The organism is Paenibacillus sp. MAEPY2 (assembly GCF_000499205.1).
Lineage (GTDB): Bacteria > Bacillota > Bacilli > Paenibacillales > Paenibacillaceae > Paenibacillus > Paenibacillus vandeheii.
This window is the reverse complement of sequence record NZ_AWUK01000012.1, coordinates 205,469-230,438: the sequence shown is the minus strand read 5'-3', so window position 1 is coordinate 230,438 and position 24,970 is coordinate 205,469. Positions and strand designations below refer to the sequence as shown.

23 protein-coding genes are annotated in these 24,970 nt (G+C 46.3%); all 23 read right to left on the bottom strand.

All coding sequences use genetic code 11. The features are described from left to right. Window positions 1-190: 190 nt before the first annotated feature. The 23 genes from P364_RS0111565 to P364_RS0111450 all read right to left on the bottom strand — a co-directional run bounded on the left by P364_RS0111565 (window position 191) and on the right by P364_RS0111450 (window position 24,873). A complete protein-coding gene (locus P364_RS0111565) occupies window positions 191-928 on the bottom strand; it encodes a regulatory protein RecX (protein ID WP_024630287.1) in 738 nt (245 codons plus the stop codon). A gap of 322 nt (window positions 929-1,250) precedes the next feature. Next, complete coding sequence (gene recA / locus P364_RS0111560) at window positions 1,251-2,315, bottom strand: recombinase RecA (RefSeq protein WP_024630286.1); 1,065 nt, start codon at window positions 2,313-2,315, stop codon at window positions 1,251-1,253. 240 nt (window positions 2,316-2,555) lie between these two features. Then, a complete protein-coding gene (locus tag P364_RS0111555; RefSeq protein ID WP_024630285.1) occupies window positions 2,556-3,812 on the bottom strand; it encodes a competence/damage-inducible protein A in 1,257 nt (418 codons plus the stop codon). A 108-nt stretch (window positions 3,813-3,920) separates the two neighbouring features. Next, window positions 3,921-4,508: a CDP-diacylglycerol--glycerol-3-phosphate 3-phosphatidyltransferase gene (gene pgsA / locus P364_RS0111550; RefSeq protein WP_024630284.1), complete on the bottom strand. Its 588-nt coding sequence runs from the start codon at window positions 4,506-4,508 to the stop codon at window positions 3,921-3,923. 321 nt (window positions 4,509-4,829) lie between these two features. Then, entirely contained in the window at window positions 4,830-5,321 is a 492-nt protein-coding gene (locus tag P364_RS0111545) for a YajQ family cyclic di-GMP-binding protein (protein WP_017689115.1), read from the bottom strand. Between the two features lie 153 nt (window positions 5,322-5,474). Next, window positions 5,475-5,639 carry a hypothetical protein gene (locus tag P364_RS37785; RefSeq protein ID WP_167434746.1) on the bottom strand — a complete coding sequence of 55 codons (165 nt, stop codon included), beginning with the start codon at window positions 5,637-5,639 and terminating at the stop codon, window positions 5,475-5,477. Between the two features lie 73 nt (window positions 5,640-5,712). Continuing rightward, on the bottom strand, window positions 5,713-6,762 hold the full coding sequence (locus P364_RS0111535; protein WP_024630283.1) for a helix-turn-helix domain-containing protein: 1,050 nt from the start codon (window positions 6,760-6,762) through the stop codon (window positions 5,713-5,715). Window positions 6,763-6,828: 66 nt separating this feature from the next. Beyond that, on the bottom strand, window positions 6,829-7,596 hold the full coding sequence (locus P364_RS0111530; RefSeq protein ID WP_024630282.1) for a DUF3388 domain-containing protein: 768 nt from the start codon (window positions 7,594-7,596) through the stop codon (window positions 6,829-6,831). 198 nt (window positions 7,597-7,794) lie between these two features. Further along, the gene (locus P364_RS0111525; protein WP_024630281.1) at window positions 7,795-8,058 is read right to left on the bottom strand and encodes a DUF3243 domain-containing protein; all 264 of its coding nucleotides are present in this window, start codon (window positions 8,056-8,058) and stop codon (window positions 7,795-7,797) included. 172 nt (window positions 8,059-8,230) lie between these two features. After that, entirely contained in the window at window positions 8,231-9,001 is a 771-nt protein-coding gene (gene ymfI, locus P364_RS0111520; protein ID WP_024630280.1) for an elongation factor P 5-aminopentanone reductase, read from the bottom strand. Between the two features lies 1 nt (window position 9,002). Then, window positions 9,003-10,283 (bottom strand): EF-P 5-aminopentanol modification-associated protein YfmH, encoded by a 1,281-nt coding sequence (yfmH, locus tag P364_RS0111515; RefSeq protein WP_024630279.1) that lies wholly within the window; start codon window positions 10,281-10,283, stop codon window positions 9,003-9,005. A gap of 3 nt (window positions 10,284-10,286) precedes the next feature. Next, window positions 10,287-11,567 carry an EF-P 5-aminopentanol modification-associated protein YfmF gene (gene yfmF / locus P364_RS0111510; protein WP_024630278.1) on the bottom strand — a complete coding sequence of 427 codons (1,281 nt, stop codon included), beginning with the start codon at window positions 11,565-11,567 and terminating at the stop codon, window positions 10,287-10,289. Window positions 11,568-11,693: 126 nt separating this feature from the next. Further along, on the bottom strand, window positions 11,694-12,524 hold the full coding sequence (sleB, locus tag P364_RS0111505; RefSeq protein ID WP_024630277.1) for a spore cortex-lytic enzyme: 831 nt from the start codon (window positions 12,522-12,524) through the stop codon (window positions 11,694-11,696). 188 nt (window positions 12,525-12,712) lie between these two features. Continuing rightward, a complete protein-coding gene (locus P364_RS0111500) occupies window positions 12,713-15,442 on the bottom strand; it encodes an FtsK/SpoIIIE family DNA translocase (protein ID WP_024630276.1) in 2,730 nt (909 codons plus the stop codon). A 90-nt stretch (window positions 15,443-15,532) separates the two neighbouring features. After that, window positions 15,533-15,763 carry a YlzJ-like family protein gene (locus P364_RS0111495; protein WP_024630275.1) on the bottom strand — a complete coding sequence of 77 codons (231 nt, stop codon included), beginning with the start codon at window positions 15,761-15,763 and terminating at the stop codon, window positions 15,533-15,535. Further along, complete coding sequence (locus P364_RS0111490; RefSeq protein ID WP_173405221.1) at window positions 15,760-16,533, bottom strand: ClpP family protease; 774 nt, start codon at window positions 16,531-16,533, stop codon at window positions 15,760-15,762. Before P364_RS0111490 ends, P364_RS0111495 begins: the two co-directional genes overlap by 4 nt. A gap of 215 nt (window positions 16,534-16,748) precedes the next feature. Continuing rightward, window positions 16,749-18,428 carry a ribonuclease J gene (locus tag P364_RS0111485; protein ID WP_024630273.1) on the bottom strand — a complete coding sequence of 560 codons (1,680 nt, stop codon included), beginning with the start codon at window positions 18,426-18,428 and terminating at the stop codon, window positions 16,749-16,751. A gap of 474 nt (window positions 18,429-18,902) precedes the next feature. Continuing rightward, window positions 18,903-19,781 carry a 4-hydroxy-tetrahydrodipicolinate synthase gene (gene dapA / locus P364_RS0111480; protein ID WP_024630272.1) on the bottom strand — a complete coding sequence of 293 codons (879 nt, stop codon included), beginning with the start codon at window positions 19,779-19,781 and terminating at the stop codon, window positions 18,903-18,905. 47 nt (window positions 19,782-19,828) lie between these two features. Then, window positions 19,829-21,046, bottom strand: coding sequence for an aspartate kinase (gene dapG / locus P364_RS0111475; protein ID WP_024630271.1), 1,218 nt, complete (start codon window positions 21,044-21,046; stop codon window positions 19,829-19,831). 420 nt (window positions 21,047-21,466) lie between these two features. Continuing rightward, window positions 21,467-22,063, bottom strand: coding sequence for a dipicolinate synthase subunit B (locus P364_RS0111465; protein ID WP_024630269.1), 597 nt, complete (start codon window positions 22,061-22,063; stop codon window positions 21,467-21,469). Next, window positions 22,060-22,959, bottom strand: a complete 900-nt coding sequence (gene dpsA / locus P364_RS0111460; protein ID WP_024630268.1) for a dipicolinate synthase subunit DpsA — start codon at window positions 22,957-22,959, stop codon at window positions 22,060-22,062. The genes P364_RS0111465 and dpsA overlap by 4 nt, the downstream gene beginning before the upstream one ends. 224 nt (window positions 22,960-23,183) lie before the next feature. Beyond that, window positions 23,184-23,630 carry a dUTP diphosphatase gene (gene dut, locus P364_RS0111455; protein WP_024630267.1) on the bottom strand — a complete coding sequence of 149 codons (447 nt, stop codon included), beginning with the start codon at window positions 23,628-23,630 and terminating at the stop codon, window positions 23,184-23,186. Further along, the gene (locus P364_RS0111450) at window positions 23,590-24,873 is read right to left on the bottom strand and encodes a M16 family metallopeptidase (RefSeq protein ID WP_024630266.1); all 1,284 of its coding nucleotides are present in this window, start codon (window positions 24,871-24,873) and stop codon (window positions 23,590-23,592) included. Before P364_RS0111450 ends, dut begins: the two co-directional genes overlap by 41 nt. Between the last annotated feature and the right edge of the window lie 97 nt (window positions 24,874-24,970).

Genomic DNA, 24,970 nt, shown 5'->3' with positions numbered 1-24,970 from the left:
AAGTGTACATGTCTCCACGCACTATTCACCGTTTCCGGCAAAACCATAATCATGAATGGTATAAATCTTCAAAAACAGAAACCGCTTTTTTGGAAGGAAAAAGGGTTGTCCATTTCTTACAGACTCATGTCCATTTTAGTATTTGACGAAAGAAATTGTCAAGAGAATGCAGTATAGTGAGTCCAGCCTGCTAATCCCATAACAATGCTTCGTCATCTTCGGGGTCCCCCGCCTCATCTTCTTCAATTAAACAATTCACGACCCGACGCACCATATCCATGGAAAAACCTCGTCGCATCAAGAAGGGAAGCGTTTTACGTTTCTTCTCCTGGATGTCTCCTTTGACCTGATTCCATTTTTTGCGTCCGGCGGTCAAAGCTGTCTCAAATTCTGTATCCGTACTTACACCTTCCAGCGCTTCAGCAATCAGCTCACTGGCAATGCCCTTCTGACGCAGCTCTTGCCTTATCCACAGTTTCCCCTTCCGCTGGCCCTCCATACGCTGACGTGTCCATTCCTTCGCAAACAGTTCATCATCGACCAAATTCTCCCTCTCAAGCCGATCCAGGGCCTCTTCAATCAACGGTGCAGCAAACTCTTTTTGACGAAGTTTCTGACTTAATTCGTGACGAGTGCGGGGTTTATGTTCCAGATATCGTAAAGACTGCACATACGTCCGCTGTCGCTCATCCGCTACAATGATATCTTCCAAGTCCTTCTTCAGAAATGTATTTCCTCGGGTCATCCGATATTTAATCATTACATCTTCAAGCACCGTGATTGAATATAAACCAAAGGTAATCCGGTAACGAGCTTCTCTGCTCTTCGTTCGTTCGACCCGTGTGATGGTAAGTTCTTCGTTGTCCGGGAATTGCGATATTCCTTCAAGTTCTGCTTCTTCGTATAATTCTTCATCATGTTGATCCATTCAGTTCTCCCCTTCCATCATTTTGTGTCTGAACTGCATGGCCTAAGTGAAAGCACACAGCAAAACAAAAGACTTCTTCACATACGCATAGCATGTCTCCGATGGAAACGCAGCTTCACTAAACGCTCTGCTATCTCACTGAAGACATCTAACGCTAATACAAAAGGCCGGAAACGATGTCCGGCCTCACACTAACAGTAAGCGTGCCAACAGCCCCTGTCCATTTGGACAGAGGCTGTTGGACAGCGAGAGTACACACCCAACACTTTAGCAGCTAGATTGAGCCAAGCTCAATCAGGCTAGCTTTAGGAGTCAAGAGGGCTTATTCGTTAATTTCAAATAATTCTTGTTCTTCTGCCGCTTCTTTTTGTTGATCTTCACTAGTAGGCGCAGGAACTGCAGTAGTCAAGTTGCTGGCTACACGGATTTTTTGCTCAATGACTTGAGCAATATCTGCATGCTCTTTCATGAACTGCTTCGCGTTCTCACGTCCTTGACCCAAACGTTCGCCTTCGTAAGAGTACCACGCACCACTTTTGTTAACGATGTCCAGCTCTGTACCAATGTCGATGATACTGCCTTCTCTCGAAATACCTTCACCGTACATAATGTCCACTTCCGCTTGTTTAAACGGCGGTGCCACTTTATTTTTTACAACTTTGATACGGGTACGGTTACCGATGATGTCATTGCCTGATTTAATACTCTCAATACGACGTACATCCAGACGTACTGTAGAGTAGAATTTCAGGGCACGACCACCAGGTGTTGTCTCCGGGTTACCAAACATAACACCGACTTTTTCACGAAGCTGGTTAATAAAGATTGCGATGGTTTTGGATTTGCTAATTGCACCAGACAGTTTACGCAGCGCCTGAGACATCAGACGCGCTTGCAAACCGACATGGGAATCACCCATTTCGCCTTCAATTTCTGCTTTTGGTACCAATGCAGCAACCGAGTCAATAACGACAATATCCACAGCACCACTACGTACAAGCGCTTCTGCAATTTCAAGCCCTTGCTCACCCGTATCTGGCTGGGACAGAAGCAACTCATCAATGTTAACACCCAGTTTGCTTGCATATTGCGGGTCAAGAGCATGCTCTGCATCGATAAATGCAGCTTGTCCACCCGCTCTTTGTACTTCAGCAATCGCATGCAATGCAACAGTTGTTTTACCAGATGATTCAGGTCCATATATTTCAACAATACGGCCTTTAGGCAAGCCGCCTGTTCCTAATGCAATATCCAAAGCCAAGGAACCGCTGGGTATAATTTCCACATTCATGTGAGTCGACTCACCCAGTTTCATGATGGATCCTTTACCAAATTGCTTCTCTATTTGACGGAGCGCCATATCAAGCGCGGCACGACGGTCTGACAATAAGCTCACACCCTTTACTGTTTATAAGATAATGATACCTTGTTTTAACACGTTTGCCAAGCTTTTTTTCGAACATACATTCGTTTTTTTCTGTGAAGGCCGAGGCGCCTCTTCCTCAAGGAAACTTTCCATTAAACAGAAAAAAGAACCGTAAACAAGGCTGTAAAGCCTGATTCTACGGTTCTTCCGTCTTCCTTTATTATACTTGCTTGGCTTAGCAAATGCAATCCGAGCCGTGAACTAGTCCATCTCCACAAGCTTGCGCCACAAACGGTAAAGAATCGCTTTCGCTGAACGGATTCGAACCGTCTCGCGATTGCCATTAATACGCAGTTCATGAATTTCTGTCTCTTTACCACGCTCCGCCAGAGCGATAAATACAAGTCCTGGCGGTTTGCGCTCGGAATAACCAGGTCCCGCAACACCTGTAACTGACAAACCGAAATCTGCATCCCCAATCATGCGAATCTGCTCTGCCAGCACTTTGGCCACTTCCGGGCTCACTGCGCCCGGTGCATCTTCACCTTCCAGATAGGCATGCGGCACATGGAGCAGCTTTTCCTTAATTTCATTGGAGTAACATACAATTCCGCCCTTAAGCATCGATGCACTGCCAGGAACGGATGTCAGGCTCTGCATGACGAGCCCTCCTGTGCAGCTCTCAGCCGCGCTAAGGGTCAGACCCATATCAGACATCATGGTCACAATTGTGTACTCTATAGGCACGTCCTCGTTCGCGTAGAGATGCTCTGGCAATCGTTCCCGAATCTGCACTTCCATTGCATCCAGCTTCAGCTTCGCCTCACTCTCACTTGGAGCCTTTGTGGATACACGTACCGTAACTTCTCCCTCACTTGCATACGGCGCAATGGTAGGATCTGTCTGTGTATCAATCAGATCAAGGAGCCGGTCTTCCAATGCCGATTCACCGATTCCTGCAAATTTCAGCATTTTTGAATAGATGGGCATTTCTTCAGTCAGTACATGCTGGAACAACCAAGGCTTAACCTCCTGTTCAAACATTGGAATCAGCTCTTTCGGTGGTCCAGGCATCACAACATAATGTTTACCATTATCCGAGATCGCATTTCCTGCGGCAAGGCCTGTTTCATTCGCCAGCGGTGTCCCGCCTTCTATAACGATTGCCTGACGACGATTGTTTTCCGTCATATCTACATTGCGATCTCGGAAGAAGCCCTCAATTTTATCCATAGCCATTCGGTCTATATGCAGCTTGCGGTTCAAGACCGCCGCGATCGCATCCTTAGTCAAGTCATCCTGTGTAGGACCGATGCCTCCTGAAAATAAAATGACATCTGCACGCCCCTGAGCGATGCGAATCGCGTCACTAAGTCGATTTAGATTATCACCAACCACCGTTTGGAAATATACATCAATCCCGATCGCAGCCAATTCACGGGATAAATATCGGGCATTGGTATTCACAATTTGTCCAAGCAACAATTCTGTGCCAACTGCAATGATTTCTGCCTTCATTCAGCATCCTCCTGTACATGTGGTGAGTGATCAAAGGGCAATAGGATAATTTCCTATTGCCCTTCGTACCAATGATTTCTTCATGCTTCCCCATTTAACCGCAAACCGTTACACTTTTGATAAATGAAGCAAATTTTTGTTTTTGATAAAGTAATCAATGCCTGACCAAATCGTAATAATTGCTGCAGCCCAAACGGCGATAACGTCCATGTGAATACCCGTGAATGAGAACGGGAAATTATTCAACAGCAGCAGCACAATCGCGACAATTTGCACGACAGTCTTCAGTTTGCCCCAGGCACTTGCCGCAACAACCGAACCGTCCAGTAATGCAATCTGACGCAGGCCGGTAACTGCAAACTCACGACTAATAATGACCACAGCAATCCAGGAATCCAACTTACCCATTTCTACAAGAGAAATCAGCACCGCAGTAACCAACAATTTGTCAGCCAGCGGATCAAGCAATTTTCCCAGGTTGGTGACCATATTATTTTTCCGTGCCAGATAGCCGTCAATTCCATCCGTGCTTGCCGCAATGATAAAAATGACAGCAGCAATCAATTGATTATACGGAAGCGATAAGCTCCCCAATTGCAACGGCTCTGGATAGAACGGAAAATCTACGAGCAGGAACACCATCAAAAAAGGGATTAAGCAAATTCGTGCAAGCGTAATCCGGTTGGGTAAATTCACAAGACGCCCTCCCTCTTATCCTCCATTACTCCAAACATTCATCTTAATCCCGTGTTCATCATCCGGAACATGAAATTTACAGTTTCACTGTCAAATCAGCACTAAAGTGCTCGCACTATGTAAAAACGCAAAAATAAAGTCAACCGTTCAAACGCAAAACCGTTTTAAACGTTCCGGTGACTTTCAGAAGATGTACTGCTTTTCACAAAGTCAGCAAACGATGATGACTGGGCTTTGATGCTTATCTGCCAGCAATGCACACTTAGTATAATATACGCCAATTGCAGTGTCAAAAAACATGCAAGCTAGAATGAGGAAATATTACTTAAAGTTTGTATATTGCAGATCCAGAGGTAGATTGGCCCCGTTCAACAACTGCATCACTGCTTGCAAATCATTCTTACTTTTACCTGTTACCCGGAGTTGATCTCCCTGAATCTGACTCTTCACTTTCATCTTGGAGTCACGAATCAAAATATTGATTTTTTTAGCGATATCCTGATCAATTCCCTGCTTGAAATTCAAACGCTGGCGGACTGTGCCTGAAGAAGCCGGCTCTACTTTTGCATAATCAATGTTTTTTAAAGGTAAACCCCGCTTAGCCATCTTGGATTGAAGCACATCGATAACAGCCTTGAGTTTGGTCTCATCATCAGATACGATCGTTAACGCATCCTTATCCAGTTTCAGACTGCTCTTGCTGCCCTTGAAGTCATAACGCGTGCCAATTTCCTTTTCCGTTTGTGTAACGGCATTTGTCAATTCCTGCAAGTCCATTTTGGACACGATATCAAATGAATTTTCTGAACTCAAACCAGTCACCCTTTCAGTAATCATATGTTCTGTAACATTATAGAGGATACGCCAAGCAAAAGTCTAATTTTATGAGGGTTTTCAAATTAAAAAAAGCATTTTTGGCCGCCACTTGAGATGGTTGCCAAAAATGCTTTTCGTGCGGCTGCCATTCTAATAACGGCTGCGATTAGGCTGTCTGAACATGTCGAGCACACCCAGAAGCACATGTGCAAGTCCAAAACCCAAAATGCCGTAACCCCAGGCAGTTGGAGTCAAGTAATAACCCAGGAGGCTGACAATGATCCCCAAACCTGTTACGATCCAGCTGACTGTCACAGCCATCCACCTCACTTCACCAAAAGTTGACTGCAAGTTAAGACAAGGTTAGTGTCTCCCGCAGAAACTTTGGTTATTCGCCGCCAGTGCCAGTGCTTCCTTCGGTAGTGCTTCCTGTTCCGTTCGTCGTAGTGCCTTCAGTTGTACCAGTGGAAGACGTATCCTCACCAAGTCTTAACCGAATGCGGTTCGTCGCTTTTCCGTCAGTCACAACCTGCCCTGCAACCTCAATTGTGGTTGCGGCAGCGTAACCCGACTTGATGTACATTCCTGCACTATCCAATTCGAAGGTGTAGCTGTCTCCCTCAGCGGTGTTGCCGTACTCCAACTTTTCTCCGCTAGAGTTCTCGCCCTTGTATACTTCCAGCCAACTATGCCCCGTTGCTTTAATCGTAACCGTCACAGGCTGTCCTGCGCTGCCGTTCACTTTAAAGTTGGTAATATTGCCTGATTTCCCGTCTTCAGCAACAGTTACAGCAGTTGATGGCGTATCCGTTGGGTTCTGATTTTCATCAGACGTTTGCCCATCTGTTTGTCCATCTGTCTGACCATCCGTTTGTCCATCGGCCTGTCCCTCTGCCGTTCCACCACCGTTACCACCGGCCTGGCCTTCGCTACCTGATTCAGCCGGAGGATTAGAAGCCTGACCATTATCTGTAGGCTCATCCGGTTTATCTTGAGGCTGCTGCTGGCTGTCTGTGATCTTCGTTTGATCCAGCCCTTGTGTATCGGAATCATCCTTGTTCATCACAACGTACACGTACAACAGCACAAGAATCAACACCGGAAAAGTCCACATCAGTGCAACAGACATCCAGCGGTTACTGCGCTCTACCGGACGACTTGAACGCTTCTGAATAACTGGCTCCATGGTTGCTTCCGTTTCTTCTGCAGGTACATCTTTCTTATGCCCCTCCAGCAGCTCATCAGGATTTAGTCCCACTGTTTCCGCATAGGTTTTGATAAATGCACGCACATAGAAGCTGCCAGGCAGCACTTTGTAGTCTCCTGCCTCTATTGCCTCCAAATACCTCTTGCGAATTTTAGTCATTTCCTGTACATCGTCAAGACTCATCCCTTTTTGCAGCCGGGCCTCTCTTAACTGCTGACCCAGTTCAGACATGCCATCTCCTCCTTATGTTTATCTCTATGGTTGTTGCTTATCTATTTCATGATCCCGTACGGAGCGTTACAGTTCGTCGGTGTAGCTGGCCGTAAACGTATCATAAATAATTTCTTCATTCGGATTGTTGCGCAGTTCAATAATAATGTCAAAATCATTAAAATCATATTCCGACTCCTGCACAAAAATATCCGGATGTTCAATAACCTTGGTGCTTGGCATCGTCATGATGTCCTGTAACAGATTATAATGCCGTTCGCTTGAACGAATCGTACTGACAATTCCGTCAATAATAAACACATTGTTTGGATTCAATTCGTCCTCGGACATCTGGCTTCTTATGGTCTGACGAAGAAGTGTGGAGGAAACAAACGTCCAGCGCTTCATCGCACATACGCTGCCCGCAATAATGGATTCCGTTTTGCCTACACGCGGCATTCCACGCAAACCAATGACTTGATTGCCTTCCCTCTTAAATACTTCACCCAAAAAGTCCACAAGTAACCCAAGTTCGTCCCGTGTAAAACGGAACGTCTTGCGGTCGTCCGAATCACGGTCAATATAGCGACCATGCCGAACAGCCAAAATATCTACCAATTTTGGTTGACGCAAAGCAGACACGGTTATGCTGTTCACTTTGCCAAGCATTTCACCCAGCAGACGGATCTTCTCATCATCATCCGATTCCAACAGCATTCCCCGGGTTTTGCCCTCAACACCGTTAATGGTCAATATATTCACTTCAAGCATCCCCAGCATAGAGGCAATATCCCCTAACAGACCGGGTCTGTTCTTATGTATTTTATATTCCATGTACCATTGTTTAGATTCCATTTCAACACCCCGTAAAGCATTATTCCACATTATTCGACAGCAACAGAACGCATCCACTGGACGTCAATCTGAGACATCTTCTAAAAATGGGTCACGTTAATGATATATAAAATGAAAATGAATTACAAGAACAGCTCTGTAATCCGTTTGTAATCATTAGAGAAAAGCCCCCTTGCGGGAGCTTTCCATCTGAAACTCTTATGCGTTTTGTTTGGCCAATTTGACCATCAGGCACGCAATCGTACGACGCTCATCTGCATCGCCGACATCCCATAATTCTTTCAATGCCCGGTTGGAATGGTTCGCTGGATCAACTTTCTCATCCAGGAAGTCACCGATTTCGTATGCAAGTTTGTTGATGGTTTCTTCATTCATCCCCATCTTTTCTGCTTGCTTCACGCGGTCACCCAAAAACTTCTTCCATGTGTCAAAACTTGAGAGCACTGTTTTTTCAGTTGACATGATAAATCCTCCTTTGCTGACGCATGAGATTTAAAATCAACAGTTGTAATATGTGCTTCCCGGCCATTTTATATACGAGCATTTTTGAATTCATCGAAGATCTGCTTCAAATCAACAATTTCCATCAGGACACTACCCTGAAGAGTAATCAACATTGAATTTGACTCAGTTATTACGTGAGCCAGCCCCCATTTGGACTTATAATCTGCCCGTTAATATAGCCTGACTCAGGAAGTGCAAGGAAGTAGACCAGTGATGAGATTTCATCTGGCTGGGCAAGTCTTCCTGCAGGAATGTCCTCTTCCAGCATCTTTAGTTCATCCTGATCCAGATGGTTTAACATGGATGTTTGAACGGCACCCGGAGCTACAGCATTCACCGTCACTCCAGATGGAGCCAACTCTTTGGCAAGAGCTTTGGTGAATGCATTTACACCGCCTTTGGTCGTAGAATACAACACTTCACAAGAGGCACCTGACAGTCCCCAGATCGACGACACATTAATGATTCGGCCATATCTTTGAGAGATCATGTGAGGCATCATTTCCTGTGTACACAAGAACGTGCCTTTCAGGTTGATCGCCATGACTTCATCCCAGATCTCTTCCGTAACATCGGACAGCAATCCATAATGTGATATTCCTGCATTGTTCACCAGAATATCCGGCATCAGCCCATGTGATTCCAGCTTCTCACGCATACGTTCGATCTGTTCCCGGCTGCGAAGATCAGCAGACACCGTCATGACTTTACCACTGCCCTGTTCCATACATCTTCTTGCAGCTTCATTAGCTGCTTCATGCGATTTCATATAGTGAATTACGACATTCATGCCCACCTTGGCAAAGCGCTCCGCAATGGCTGCTCCAATGCCTCCGCTAGCGCCTGTTACAAGTACCGTCATTTCCCCGATTGGCTTCAATTGTCCTGTTCCCCTCTCCATATTAAGGACTCACGACAAGCGATATCGCCAGCTGAGCCCAACGAATATGCTCTTTCAATCTGCGGTTTACCTCTTCGAGCGTAAGCGATTCATACAACGGGAGCATATTGAAAAAATCACCACCACGGAATTGCTGTCGCGTGAATTCATTTGCAATGTTTTCCGGTGAATTAAGCATGCGCAAATATCCACCTATTTTCTTTTTGCGTGCGCGCTCAAAATCGGTTGCATCGAACCCTTTTTCCACAATAGCATCAACTTCTTCACGGATGCGGGCAAGCAGTTGATCCGGGTCTTTGGTGTCCCCGCCAATAGCAGAAAAAGCATATTGCGGTGAACTGTTATATTCATGTCCAAAGCTGTCCGAAATCAGGTCTTCATCATACAGTTTTTGAAATAGCGGGGTACTGGAACCAAAGAGCAAATCCATCATCAATTTGGTTGTCATATCCCGACGTAACAGCTCTTCTCCTGTAAGTCCCACATCGGTTTCCTTGAAACCAAACAAACATTTGGGCAGGGACACAGCCAATTTGGATTCACGTCTGGCTTCCCCCACCTGCTCCGGTTCCTGCTCAAATATCCGCTCAATTCGACCTTGAGGCTTATAATTTTTCTCCGCCTGGTTCGAACGAACCATATCCAGCACTTCCTGCGGGTCTACTCCACCCACGACAAACAGAAGCATGTTGCTTGGATGATAAAAAGAGTTGTAGCACGTATACAACGTTTCTTTCGTTATGGTGCCAATGGATTCAACGGTTCCGGCGATATCAATGTGAACGGGATGTTTCTGATACATCGCCTCAATCAAGCCAAAATAAACGCGCCAATCCGGATTATCAGCATACATATTAATTTCCTGGGCGATAATCCCTTTTTCCTTTTCCACATTCTGATCGGTGAAGTAAGGATTTTGCACAAAATCAACTAATGTTTGTATATTTTCATTGACGTGTTCCGTCGCCGAAAACAAATAAACGGTCTGGTCGAAACTGGTAAAAGCATTGGCAGACGCTCCATGAGAAGCAAATGTGGCAAAAATATCACCCATTGGTTCTTCAAACATTTTGTGTTCCAGAAAATGAGCAATTCCGTCCGGAACCTTCACTTCTTCCTGTCCTTCAACCTGAAAATGATTGTCGACCGAGCCGTATTTGGTTGCAAATGTGGCATATGTTTTCTGGAAACCCGGTTTAGGCAAAATATAAACTTGCAGCCCGTTATCCATTACTTCGTAATAAAGCGTTTCCTGCAAACGATCGTAAGTTATGCTCTCCACCGACTATTCCTCCTTCTCATCACGCAAGAAATAAATCGTATCCAGACGGAATTTTTCTGCCGCCTCACGAACATTTTCTTTGCTGATCTGTTCTACCTGGGCCAGCAGTTCCTCGGCGGTTCGCTCTTTGCCGGACAACTGCCGATTGAAATCATAAGCGATCAGCTCAAATGCAGAGTCCTGCATTTCCCTAAGCAAATTCCGGATCATCGCCTTGGTCTGGGACATTTCCAAATCAGTAATATTCCCGTTCTTCATTTCATCCAGCTGCTGCTTGATAATTTTGACCGCTTTTTCGTAATTGGGAATTTCAATCCCGGATTGGATCGTTGCAATACCTTTATGTCCGTCATAACGGGAAGAGGCATAATACGCCAGACTTTCTTTTTCACGAACATTAACAAACAGCTTGGAATGAGGATATCCTCCGAGAATGCCGTTATACATCAAAGCTGCTGCATACTGCGGATCACCATAAGTGATGGACGTACGAAGTCCCATATTCAGCTTGCCCTGATTAACATTAAGCCGTTCTACAACGGTTTGCACTTCTTTATCTCCGCGAACCGCTTCCTGTGTGTGATAATCGGAAGAGGTCACACGGTCTACATTGAAATATCGCTGAACCAGGCTTTCTACCTCTTCCAGCGTGGTGTCGCCCACCACATACAAGTCCATACTTGCCTGCTGCAACCATTCCTGATACGAAGCTGTCAATGTTTCTGGATCTATGCCCGGCAAATCTTTGCGTTCACCAAGCGGGTGCAAGCGGTAAGGTTCGTTTTTACACATCTCCTCAATACTGCGTTCAGCAGCATAACGCATTTTGTCATTGACGATAGACTCCAGCATTTTGCGAACAGTCTCCCGCTCAGCATGTACGTAAGAGGTTCGGAAATGTCCATCCTCCTGTGCGGGGCGTGTGAGCACCTCTCCAAGGAAAGCAAAAGAACGGTCCAGCAACTGCTCGTCCCCGCCAACAAAGGAATCATTAATGGTGTCCATACGGAACTGTACGATCTGGTAATCTCCACGTTTATAAACATCAAAGCCAAAACCCGCTCCATACAAATGTTCCAACTGTTCACGAAATTGCGTTGTTTCCGGATAGGATTCGGTCCCGCGCCGAAGTACGAAAGGTGTTAAGGCTACTTTGGTAACCGTATCTTCTTGCAGAGGAACCCCTGCGTAAAGTGATATCGCATATGTTTTAAACCGCTTCGTAGGAAGAACATGTATGCGGAATTCTTTCCGATTTCCTCGTTCAAATCCTGATGTATTCAAATGTCAAAACCCCTTTACGGCGTCATTTGTCGTGCAATAAGTGAAGCTTAAACGTAACAACCATTTTAACCCATTCAAAAGGCAAGAAGCAACCAAAGTCACGCCTTCTGGTTGCTTCCAAGATCATCACATACAGAATATATGCTGCCCGATTGTTTTCACCTGAGGACGAGTCCAGATCCATTTGGATGTAGCTGTCTTCGGGTTAAAATAATAGAGGCATCCACCGGATGGATCCCAACCATTTATCGCCTGTTCAACTGCTTTTTTAGCTTGGGCATTCGGTTCCAGATAAATCTGGCCGTCTGCAACGGCGGTAAATGCACCTGGCTGGAAAATTACTCCTGACGGTGTGTTCGGGAAACTCGGCGATTTAACGCGATTCAGAATAACAGCCGCTACGGCCACTTGACCTTCGAATGGCTCTCCGCGAGATTCACCATATACGGCGTTAGCCATAATTTTGATTTCGTTCTCCGACAGCCCCATGGAATTGGCTGAGCCCATATTGTCCTGCTCTTTGTCTGCCGTATTGTTGTTGTTGCCACCATTTCCTGAACCTTGATCCTTATGCAACGGCGTTTCTGTTGGCGACCATTGTTTTGAAGCATTGTAAAGTTTCAGCTTGGTTTTGGCTCCAACCACACCATCTACCTTCATACCGAATTCAGATTGAAACCATTTTACTGATTTCAGTGTGGTGCTGCCAAAATTACTGTCAATTTTACCATTGTAAAATCCCAAATACTTCAGTCGGCCTTGAAGCTCATATACATCTTGGCCATAACTTCCATATTTCACAGCATTGGTGCTAAAAGTGGGTAAGGACTTCTCTTCGACCTGCGGGGTACTTTGGTTTAGACTTTCGGTTGCTGTATTCCCAGGAAGCATATAACGAATTCCCAATGCGGACATCAGCAAAATAGCAGTGAAAAGCCATATGTTCATTTTTCGCATCGACTGAGCTCTACCTTTCTCTTGTGGGATTAACAGAATCGCTAAGGTTATTATGACAAGCATACTTCGTTCCTATGCACCAAATCAGACGATCATTGGACATCATGGCAAAACTTTAGTCCAATGGCATGCAAAAAGCCCTTAACCAATAAGGTTAAGGGCTTAAATTCGCTTGCATCCGCTGTGGATTACGAGCTTATTTTATTCTGTTGATACTGCTCCAGCGAGATCAATACTTCCCTTGGTTTGCTCCCCTCATAAGGACCAATCACGCCTCGGGCTTCCATGGAGTCAATCAAACGTGCTGCGCGTGTATAACCGACCCGCATTCGACGCTGCAGCAGAGAGACCGAGGCTTGCTTTGCCTCCAATATAATCTGCACCGCCTGTTCATATAATTCATCCTGTACTTCATCTGCTGCCTGAACGGAATCATCCACCTCAGGCACAATGGATTCGTCATACTGTGCTTCACCTTGGCCACGTACGTAATTCACGATATTTTCAACTTCCTCATCACTCATGAAAGCGCCTTGTACACGAACCGGCTTCGAAGCTCCCATTGGCATGAACAGCATATCTCCACGACCCAGCAGTTTCTCGGCCCCACCCATATCCAGAATCGTTCGGGAATCCACTTGAGAGGATACACCGAAGGCAATCCGGGATGGGATGTTGGCTTTAATTACACCTGTAATAACATCTACAGAAGGACGCTGAGTGGCAATAATCAAATGGATACCGGCGGCACGTGCCATCTGAGCCAATCGGGCAATCGCGTCTTCCACATCACCTGCGGCAACCATCATAAGGTCTGCCAGCTCGTCCACGATAACAACGATATAAGGCAACACTGCGGCTGGATTGTCCTTCATGAGATTGTTGTAACCTTCAACGTTACGTGTACCCGATTTGGAGAACAGCTCATACCTTTTCTCCATCTCAACAACAATCTTTTTGAGAGCAAGTGAAGCTCTTTTGGGATCGGTTACGACAGGTGCCATCAAATGCGGAATACCGTTATATACGTTCAGCTCGACCATTTTGGGATCGACCATCAGAAATTTCACTTCATCCGGCTTCGCTTTGTACAGGATGCTGGTAATAATTCCGTTGATACATACGGATTTACCTGAACCCGTCGCACCAGCAACCAGCAAATGGGGCATACGAGCCAGATTACCGATAATCGTCTGCCCGGAGATATCCCGTCCAAATGCGATAGTTACTTTGGATTCGGCATCCTGGAATGTGGCTGTCTCCATGACCTCCCGCATCGTTACAACGGATACCTCTCCATTAGGCACCTCAATACCTATAGCAGATTTGCCGGGAATAGGTGCTTCCATCCGGATATCCTTTGCCGCCAGGGCTAATGCAATATCGTCTGTCAGGCTTACAATTCTGCTGACCTTCACACCTATATCCGGTTGGATCTCATATCGTGTAACAGCAGGTCCTCTGACCACTTCAAGAACTTTGGCACGAACACCGAAGCTTTCCAGCGTTGCTTCCAGCTTGCGAGCAGTCTGCATATAATCCTTCTGGTCGCCACCCTTGCCTCCATTATTGGGCTTGGAAAGTAGTCGGAACGACGGAAGCTTATAAGGTTTCGGAGGTGGTGGTGGAGGCTTAACAGGTTGCACTTCCTGCCCCTCCGTATCCGAACCTTGAGCCGCATTGCTCAACGTAGATTCAACGTCTGAAATACCGTCCACAGCATCCATCACATCTGCTCCAGCATTCGCGGCTTCAGCCCACTCATTAGTATCCAGTATTTCATCTGAAACCTTGATTGGAAGCTCTTCTCCCTGCATATTAGCCGTTAGATCATCTGGAAAAGGATACGCATCATCCAAATCATCATCTTTACTCGCATCCTCTGCTCTGACGTGTTCAAAGAAGTCACGGATAATTGGAGCTGAATTAGTTCTTGATTGCACAGCAACAGCTGCTGGAGCCGTTGTATCACATGCGGTGATTGGCCCGTCTTGCCATGCATCTGCAAGGTTTTCCTGCTCTGCTCGGTAGACAACATGTTCCGTGTCTGAAGAGTCATCCTGATCCAACTCACGCTCAGCCTTCATCCGTTCCCGATCAGAACCCCATTTCCCAAATAATTGGAAAAATATAGGTGATTTTCGTTTCGGTAGCTGCTGATCATGCATTTCATCGTCATCATCTTCCTCGTCGTCCACTACTGGAACAGGTACCACTTTGCGGATATTCCCACTTTTCTTGCCCGCAGAGCTTGAAGCGGCACGGGTTGCCGGTCTAGCCTCCAGCCTTTTGTACATCGCACTTCCTGCATCCCATATCTTAGTTCTGAAAATTCGGATCAGATCGACATAAGAAAGATTGGTAATCAGCATGAAACTGATAATGAACATGACGATCATAATCAAACGTGCACCCAAGCTGCCAAACAACCACAAGAACAAGGCAAATTGCGCGGCTCCTATATAACCGCCGCTAATGTCCTTATTGAGCATGGAATCCCTTTCGCCTGGCGCAGCAGGCGTGAGCAGCTCGGTTTGCATATCATTATGTATCTGTGTAAGTACAGCACCAGGCTCAAGAGCTCCAACCGGTATAAGCTTCTGGTGCATGGCAGAGACGGTGCTCATCAGGGTTAAGGCGAACACCAGCAATACGAGCCCTGTCTTGCGCGTTGTCCAGCCGCTTGGCCATTTTCGATGAATCATCACCATTAAGCCATAATAGATCCCTATAAGCGGAATCGCAAAATAAAACTTCCCAAGCATTAATCCAAACATCTTGGAAAGCGATCGTCCTACGGTTGCTTCACCCGACAAAGCGATGACGGCAAGGGTTATAAGCACAATGCCGTAAATTTCATATTTTAAAACGCCGCTAAACGCTGCGGCCTTTTTTTTCCTCTTTTTTCTTCTGGCCAAAATCAGGTCACCCCCAGAAGAATATTATACCATACAAATATAATCCGTACATATGTTCTTTTTCTGCTCAATTTGTCTCATTTCGTCGTGTTATGTTGGTCCCGGGTTACCCGAAAGCGGAACGATAGATCCGGGCATATTGGCGGGATTCAGATAAGCTTCCAAGGGGCATTCAAGTAAACGTACAATGACAGCCTCATGTTCATTAACAGGTCTGACCTGCATCAATAACCCATTCATCTTGATCTCCCGGGTGTCTTCTCCCTCATTCCACATCCCTGACCATAGGAGTTCAGGTGGCATCACTGTGTATAGTGTCATTGGGTATAGCCCCCTGCCTGCAGCGTCTGTCTCTTGTCTCCGATGAGCTGATTCAACTGGGCAATGGCCTGACCAATCCCACCTACGGCATCCATCAATCCGTGTTTGACCGCATCAGCACTTCCCACAGCTGTTCCGATATCCCGGTTGAGTTCGCCTGTCTTAAACATCAGTTCCTTGAACATTTCTTCAGAGATATTCGAGTGCGACGTAACAAATCTGACAACACGTTCCTGCATCTTCTCCATGTACTCAAACGTCTGAGGCACACCAATAACGAGTCCGTTCATGCGAATCGGATGAATGGTCATTGTTGCACTACCCGCGATTAGAGAATAGGTTGAGGCAACCGCGATCGGAACCCCGATGCTATGCCCTCCTCCGATGACGACCGTAACCGTAGGTTTACTGAGTGAAGCAATCATTTCAGCAATAGCCAAGCCCGCCTCCACATCTCCGCCTACTGTGTTTAAAATGATCAGAATGCCTTCAATTCGCTGGTTCTGCTCTGCTGCAACCAGCTGTGGAATAATGTGTTCATACTTTGTTGTTTTGTTTTGCGGAGGTAAAATTAAATGTCCTTCCACCTGACCGATAATGGTCATGCAGTAAATGTTCGATTCAGCTGCGGGGGACTGCGTCTGTCCAAATTGCTGAATGGCTTCCGTCACAGGAGACATGGTCTTTTCCTCTTGTGCAGGTACCTCTGGTGCCTCGATGCTCGGTTGTTCCGATTTCGGTGTTTGCTTGTTTTTCATGTATTCGCTCATTCGATTACTCCCCTTCTCCAGAAACATGTAATGTATTTCCTTAGTATGGGGAATGTTCCAGCTGACTTATACCCGATTACTCATCAATTTCTCCTTAATCTGGTGTAGGACCAGAAAACAACAAAAAAAGCCCCTTCTCTACGAGGAACCGTCCAATATTACTCGTAGAGAAGGGGCGACTGTGTGCCTGAATTTATGTTTTTGTTTGATTTATTTTAAACTTCCATAATGATTGGCAAAATCATCGGTCTACGACGAGTTTGCTCATACAAGAAGCGTCCGAGTGCATCTTTAACATTCGTTTTGAGTGAAGCCCATTCGTTAACGTTCTCACTCATCAACTTCTGCAATGTGCTGCTGACGATGCGATTGGCTTCATCAAGCAGTCCTTCCGATTCGCGTACATAGACAAATCCACGAGAGATAATGTCCGGACCGGAAACAATTTTGCCATCCTGTTTGCTCAGCGTTACCACGACAACCAGAATACCATCCTGCGACAGCAATTTACGGTCACGCAATACGATGTTACCTACATCGCCTACACCCAAACCGTCGATCAACACGTTACCTGCAGTAACTTTACCTGCCTTACGTGCTGCTCCGCCTTGAATTTCAACCACTTCACCGATATCCGTAATGAAAATGTTATCCGGATCAATGCCTACAGATTCAGCCAGTACCGCGTGGCGGCGCTGCATACGGAATTCACCGTGAATCGGCAGGAAATATTTCGGTTTCATCAGGTTAAGCATCAGTTTCAGCTCTTCCTGGCTACCGTGACCAGATACGTGAACGCCACTGTTTGCACCGCTGTAATGCACGTTGGCACCCAAACGGAACAGTTCGTCAATCGTACGGCCTACATATTTCTCATTACCTGGAACTGGTGTTGCTGCGATAATTACGGTGTCTCCAGGTAGAATATCTACCTTACGGTGAGTGGAACGAGCCATACGTGTCAACGCTGACATCGGCTCGCCTTGGCTACCTGTGCAGAGAATTACTACACGATCAGCAGCCATTTTGCCTACTTCTTCGGGCTCAATAATCATGCCGTCTGGAATCTCAAGGTAACCCAGTTCAGAAGCAATACCCACCACATTTACCATACTGCGTCCAATAACTGCGACTTTACGTCCAGTTACTTCAGCTGCATTGATAACCTGTTGAATCCGGTGTACGTTGGAAGCAAATGTTGCTACAACGACACGTTGGCTTGCTTTGCGGAAGATGTCTTCCAGAACGATACCCACATTTTTCTCCGAAGGTGTAAATCCAGGTTTCTCTGCGTTGGTACTATCGGACAAGAGGGCAAGTACGCCATTCGTTCCGATCTGAGCCATACGCTGGAGATCTGCATACTGACCATTGACTGGAGTGTGGTCAAATTTGAAGTCACCTGTATGAACAACTGCGCCTTCCGGTGTTTCGACACATACGCCGACGGAATCCGGAATACTATGGTTAGTAGCGAAGAACGTTGCTTTTAATACAGAGCCGAGTTGAATCTCGGAATCCGCATCAATCAGGATGCGCTTTGTTTCACCCAGCAAATTGGCTTCTTTCAGCTTGTTCTCCACAAGTCCGAGAGTCAGCCTTGTTCCGTATACCGGAACATTCAAGTGTTTCAGAACATATGGCAGACCACCGATATGATCCTCATGTCCGTGAGTCAAAATAATCCCTCTTACTTTGTCACGGTTTTCAGTCAGATAAGAGATGTCAGGAATGACAATGTCGATTCCGAGCATATCTTCTTCCGGGAATTTAAGACCAGCATCTACGACTACAATGTCGTTCGCGTATTGGATGACGTACATATTTTTACCAATCTCGCCTACGCCGCCCAAAGCAAAAATCATCAGTTTATCGTTGTTATTTTTCTTAGACAAATGAATCTAAACCTCCTATGGTAGTTGGACGTCGTACCTTATTATTTTATTGTAAGTTAAGAAAAGCAGTCCATCACACCCATGCCCGTAAATAGGGATGAATGCAAAAGAGCACCTTTATTCACGATATTTGGAAGAAGTTCTTCGAAGTTATTCCCCTTCACCCACAAGATGGATTCTGAAATGATCCTTCTTAGCCGTTCCTTCCTTTTTCACCATAAAGCCACACCAAGAAACGATGTCGCTTTCAATTTCAAAAAAATACCGCACCCAGTCACTTGACATCATTATACATGATTAAAAACAAAAAAAACAAGTCACTCTCTCGTTAACCCCCACGTTTGCCCACAGTTGTGAAAAGAAACTTAACAATCGCCGTCAAAAAAAGAACCGCCTCCTCTTAATGCGGAGCGGTTCTTCTGTCATTTTTATAAGTTTATAAAAGTTAACAATTTTAGTTCCATATCCGCATGTTTACTCGTTAAACAGCGTACGAATAAACTCTTGCTCATCCTCTGTTGGGGCAATAAGCGGAAGGCGTACGGATCCTACGTTCAGACCTCGCAATGTAAGAGCGTATTTCACCGCCACAGGGTTCGGTAAAGGCTGCGGGCACTCGAATAGGCCTTTGAACACCGGAAACAACTTCTGATGAATCTGAGCCGCCTGTACAGGCGCTCCACCGAAGAAGGCATCAATCATTTGTTTCATCTCAGCGCCTACCACATGACTAGCAACGCTAACAATCCCATAAGCGCCTACAGCAATGGCGGGCAAGCCAGCAGCGTCATCACCGGAATACACCTTAAAATGTTCCGGTGCCCCCGCAGAAATCTGCGTGACTTGCTCCAAAGATACACATTCCTTCGTAGCTACAATGTTAGGAATCTGAGCCAAACGAAGCGTTGTTGCAGCCGAAAGACTGGCTGCGGTACGCCCAGGAACGTTATACAACATAATTGGCAGTTTCGTCGCGTTAGCGATCGCTTCAAAATGTCTATACATTCCCTCTTGACTTGGTTTGTTGTAATAAGGAACAACCAGCAAAACGCCATCTACGCCAGCACGTTCAGCGTCCTGAGTCAGATGGATTGAATGGGCGGTGTTATTGCTACCTGTTCCGGCAATGATTTTGCACCGTCCAGCCGCATGTTTTACTGCGAATTCGAATAGCTCTACTTTTTCTTTGTCGCTTAGCGTGGGAGATTCTCCAGTTGTTCCTGAAACAACGAGCGTCTCAGACTTCTGATCTTCAATCAAATAGTCTATCAGACGTGCAGTTTCCTCCCAATGGATCCCCCCTTGTTCGTTGAACGGAGTGACCATTGCTGTAATCAATCTTCCAAAGTCCAATTCGATTCCTCCTTCAAAACAGGTCCGGCTCGCTGACTTCGGCCTCCCTACAAGTGAAGTTCGAATGAGGCGTGAAGTGCCCTCAGAGCTTGAACCATATCTTCTTTTTTCACAAGTACCCAAATCGTTGTATTGGAATCTGCAGATTGCAGGATCTGGATATCCGCCAGTGTCAAGGACTCCACGATCCGTGCCATAATGCCTGGCACTCCGTTAATACCTCCACCAATGACGGAAACTTTGGCGCAGCCGGAAAGGCTTTGCGGTTTAAGACCAATTTCCTGCAGTACCTGTATAGCTTTCTCGGAATCACTATCGAAAACGGTATAGACAACTCCCAAGGGGGTAACATTAATAAAATCTACGCTAATTGAGTTCTCAGCCATCGTTTTGAACACTTTCAGCTGTAAACGATCTGCACCGCCCGGCACTTCCACCGTTATTTGCGTAACATTACTTACATAAGCAATCCCTGTTACATATCGGTCAATTATGCCTGTCTGCACGTCCTGGAATCCTTCTGGATGCGTAACCAGCGTCCCTTCGCTATCAGCAAAGGTAGACCGTACACGCACTGGAATCTGGGATTGCATTGCAATCTCGACTGCACGTGGATGAATTACCTTGGCCCCTTGATGAGCCATATTACATATCTCGGCATAGCTCACAACAGTCAACGGGCGAGCATCTTCCACGATCCGTGGATCTGCTGTCAATATCCCATTTACATCCGTGTATATGTCCACCATCTCAGCGTGTAATGCTGCACCAAGAGCTGTTGCCGACGTATCGCTTCCCCCACGACCAAGCGTCGTAAAGTCACCGTTCTCAGTCTGCCCCTGGAACCCTGTAACAATGACAACACGCCCAACCTGAAGCTGCTCCAGCACACGAACAGGACGGACATCCAAAATTCGGGCATTCCCGAAATTGTCGTCCGTCACAAAACCTGCTTGTGCACCGGTCAGCACTGTAGTTGGAATGCCTTCATGTTCAAGCAAACTGCTCAAAGTCGTCGCAGATATAATTTCACCACAGCACAGCAGTAAATCCTTTTCGCGTGCAGATAGTGCATTTCCGTTCTGTGCAGTCCAATCCAGTAGCGTATCTGTAGCATAAGGATCGCCGCGGCGACCCATCGCAGACACAACGATGACCAGACTCAAACCTGCTTCAAGTTCACGTTTAACATGACGGAGCACATGCTCTCTCGCCTGAACGGTAGAGAGAGATGTACCTCCGAATTTCTGTACCATGATGCGCATCTTTATTCCTCCATTTGTGTACGCAAGAAGACTGGACACGGGTCAATTCAACAAATGGATCACCCTAGGGAGCGTTCCGATGCGATAATTTCAGCAATTTATACGGCATTTCATGCCGCTCCTCTTTGAAGATTTTGTGTAACCATCCCCAAATGAAGGCCGCGGTTGTTATCGAGATCATGACGCACACGTTTCCCGTGCACTCATCCCGCTTGCCTGACCTAATCGTTTGCAAGCAGGAATGCCCTTTTGATGAAAGGAACGTGGGCACAGGTAGCTGTTCATGCCAGCATAACGTCCCCATGATTTTCTTTGTCTCTCGAACCAGCTTCATTTCTTCAAGCGTATAACCGTTATCCCCGTAACTAATTCTGTACAGAATCATGTCTGAAAACATGTTACGTTGGACCCAAGAAACTATTAAGCCTGTGCAGAACGCTGCACAATCATTGGCTGCAACTGTTTACCTTCAAGCGCGCTCCAGCATGCCTCCGGAATCAGCTCCATTTTAGCCACTAACGAGTTTGGTTTTTTCACCGGGTCATCCTGCCCAAAGGGCACGAAATACAGATATTTGGCCACAAGCAGCTTGGCGATGTTCGCAGCATTCAACCCAAGACCGTCATTTGTGGAAATAGCGAGTACTAGCGGACGCTGATTTCGCATCTGGGCTTTGGCTGCCATTAAAACAGGACTGTCCGTCATCGCGTTAGCCAGCTTACTCGTCGTGTTGCCTGTGCATGGAGCAATTACGAGCACATCAAGCAACTTGGAAGGACCTAACGGCTCTGCCTCAACAATTGTAGAAATGATATCATTCCCCGTTATATCTTTCAACTGTTTTTGCCAATTTTGCGCGGTCCCGAAGCGTGTATCCGTAGTCAGAACCGAATTAGAAATAATCGGGACAACATTGGCACCTTCGGCTACAAAGCGGCTAATCACCGGCATAACCTCTTCAAACGTACAATGAGAACCTGTAATTGCGTAACCTACCGTTTTTCCCTGCCAGTTCATTGTTCAACCTCCCGTGCATTTTGTTCTTCCAAAAGCAAACGGATTAAAACGTCGGCAATAATGCCGCCAGCCGTTTTGGGAGCAACAATGCCGGGGAGGCCAGGCGCAAGCAGCGCTTTGATACCGCGTTTTTCGGCATACCTGAAATCACAGCCGCCAGGAGCGGATGCGAGGTCGATAATGACTGCTTTTTGCGGCATTTTGGACAGGATTTGCGCTGTGATTATCATAGTCGGTATCGTATTAAAAAGCAAGTCAACATCCCCGGTTTGAGCGGCCAAATCCGTTGTCATGAAAGGCTTCCAGCCCATTATCGCTGCTCGAGCAGCATCCTCTTCACGCCTGATTCCTACCCGTACATTTGCTCCAAGTCCCTGAAGCGTTTTGGCCATTGTGAAACCTGTTCGACCCAAGCCAAGCACAATACATTCCGAGCCGTGGATCGTGAAGTCCGTCTCCCGAATCGCCATGGCAATGGCGCCTTCGGCTGTCGGAATGGAGTTGTAGAGCGCGATATCATCACGATCAAGTACTTCAACAAGCCGCAGACCATTTTCCCGGCATAGATCACGTAAAAAAGGCTTCGCCATGCCAGTGAACACAATACAATGCTCCGGCAATGCCGCAACATGTTCCTTTTTCAAAAAAATTGAAGTATCACTGAACGAAGTACTCACTTTACCCTGATCATCACACCCGACAACAGGAAGTACCAGTACATCTGCCGAAGCAAATACATCATCCTCCAACTCCTGATGTTCAATACCCGGAATGGAATACTCCAGCTTATCGAAGCCCACCACGCTTACCGTAGCATCCAGCTCTGCGCACTTTTGAATGACTTCAAGCTGCCGTGCATCTCCGCCCATGACTATAATCCGGACACCGGTCAGCATCGGGACGTCACTCCTTTCACCACATGTATGCCTTATCGTATGCAGTGGCCCACAGCGGGGTGAAACAATTAAATTCAAGCATCCAAAGAAACATGGCTTCTAACGTTCAAAACAGAAAAAAGAGCCGCCCCGGTGGGGACGACTCTTCCAGAGCAAGCTCAGTAAATTAAATTATGAAACTCTTTTTACATCATATGCGCCGAACCAGGATCATTTCGGAACCGTTATTTACCGGTATGACCAAATCCGCCTTCTCCACGTACCGTTTCCGATAGTTCAGCTACCTCTGTTAATTCAACTGCTGGAACGGTTTGAAAGACGATTTGGGCAATACGCTCCCCACGAACAATTGTGAATGGCTCCTGACCCAGGTTGATCAAAAGAACCTTAACTTCACCGCGATAATCGGCATCAATGGTGCCTGGTGTATTCAGACAGGTAATCCCGTGTTTGAAAGCCAGTCCGCTGCGAGGGCGAATCTGTGCCTCCAATCCAGCTGGCATCGCCATTGCGAGTCCCGTAGGAATCAAAGTTCGCTGACCTGGCTGCAGCACTACCTCTTCCTGCAATGCCGCAACTACATCAAAGCCGGAGGCCAGCTCTGACATTTTTTGAGGCAATTTAATATCTTCATTGCCCGGTAACTTTTGAATTTGAACGTAATGCAACAAAATCATCCCTTCTTAATCCAGCGATCGTACGATCCGAAGCACCGACCATAGCGAGCGCAAACGGCTCAGCAAACATCAGGTCCAGCACAGCATTAATATCGTCCATCTTCACTTCTTCAATTTTAGCAATCATTTCGTCCAGCGTATGGTGTCTGCCCAGCATCAGCTCGTTTTTGCCCAGGCGGTTCATTCGGCTGCCCGTGCTTTCCAAACTGAGGATCAGACTGCCTTTCAGCTGTTCTTTTCCTTTGCGCAGCTCATCTTCAGATAAACCATTTACAGCCAGATCGTGCAGAACCTCTTTGGTCAGATCCAGCACTTCCTTCGTCTGTTTCGGCGCTGTACCTGCATATATGGTGAAGAGTCCACTATCGGCATGCGAACTATGATACGAATAAACGGAGTAAGCCAGACCACGTTTCTCCCGAATTTCCTGGAACAGTCTGGAGCTCATTCCTCCGCCTATCGCATTGTTTAGCACGACCATAGCGAACTGAAGCGGATCTCCAATTTTACATCCCGGGAACGAGATACAGATGTGATTTTGTTCCGTTTTCTTTTTGTGAAAGAGTTGTCCGCTCTGGAACGCAGGCAGCGTGACTTGTTCAGCTACACCGTTGACATCAAAAGCACCAAAATGCTTTTCCATCAAATCGATTACACTGTCATCAATATTACCAGCGATACTAATAACGGTATTCTCAATCGTGTAGTGCTCTTTCATATATGCACGCAGATGGCTGGAATCCATCGCCTTGAGGCGCTCTTCGGTACCCAGAATCGGATAAGCCAGCGGATGCTCACCATAAGCGGCCAAAGCCATAAGATCATGAACCATGTCATCCGGCGTATCCTCATACATCGATATCTCTTCCAGAATGACGTTTTTCTCCTTGAGTAATTCACCATCATCCATTTTGGAGCGGAAGAACATATCCGATAACACATCCACTGCTATTGGCAGATGCTCATCCAATACTTTGGCGTAATAACAAGTGTATTCTTTCGAAGTGAACGCATTCACGTTACCACCAATTGCATCGAACTGCTCCGCAATCGCCTTGGCATCATAACGATCCGTTCCCTTGAACAACATGTGCTCAATAAAATGGGATACTCCGTTGTTTGCAGGCTGCTCATTACGAGAACCTGTCTTGACCCATATTCCAAATGACACGGAACGACAGGTCGGAATCTGTTCCATAACAACTCTGAGGCCATTGCCCAGCTGAATTTTTTTCACGGTTGGCCCTCCTACATCTCTATAATTGCCTAGATTTCAACGCGAGATCGAAATCGACATTTGGTTCCAACTGTTTGATATTAACAAAAAAACATCA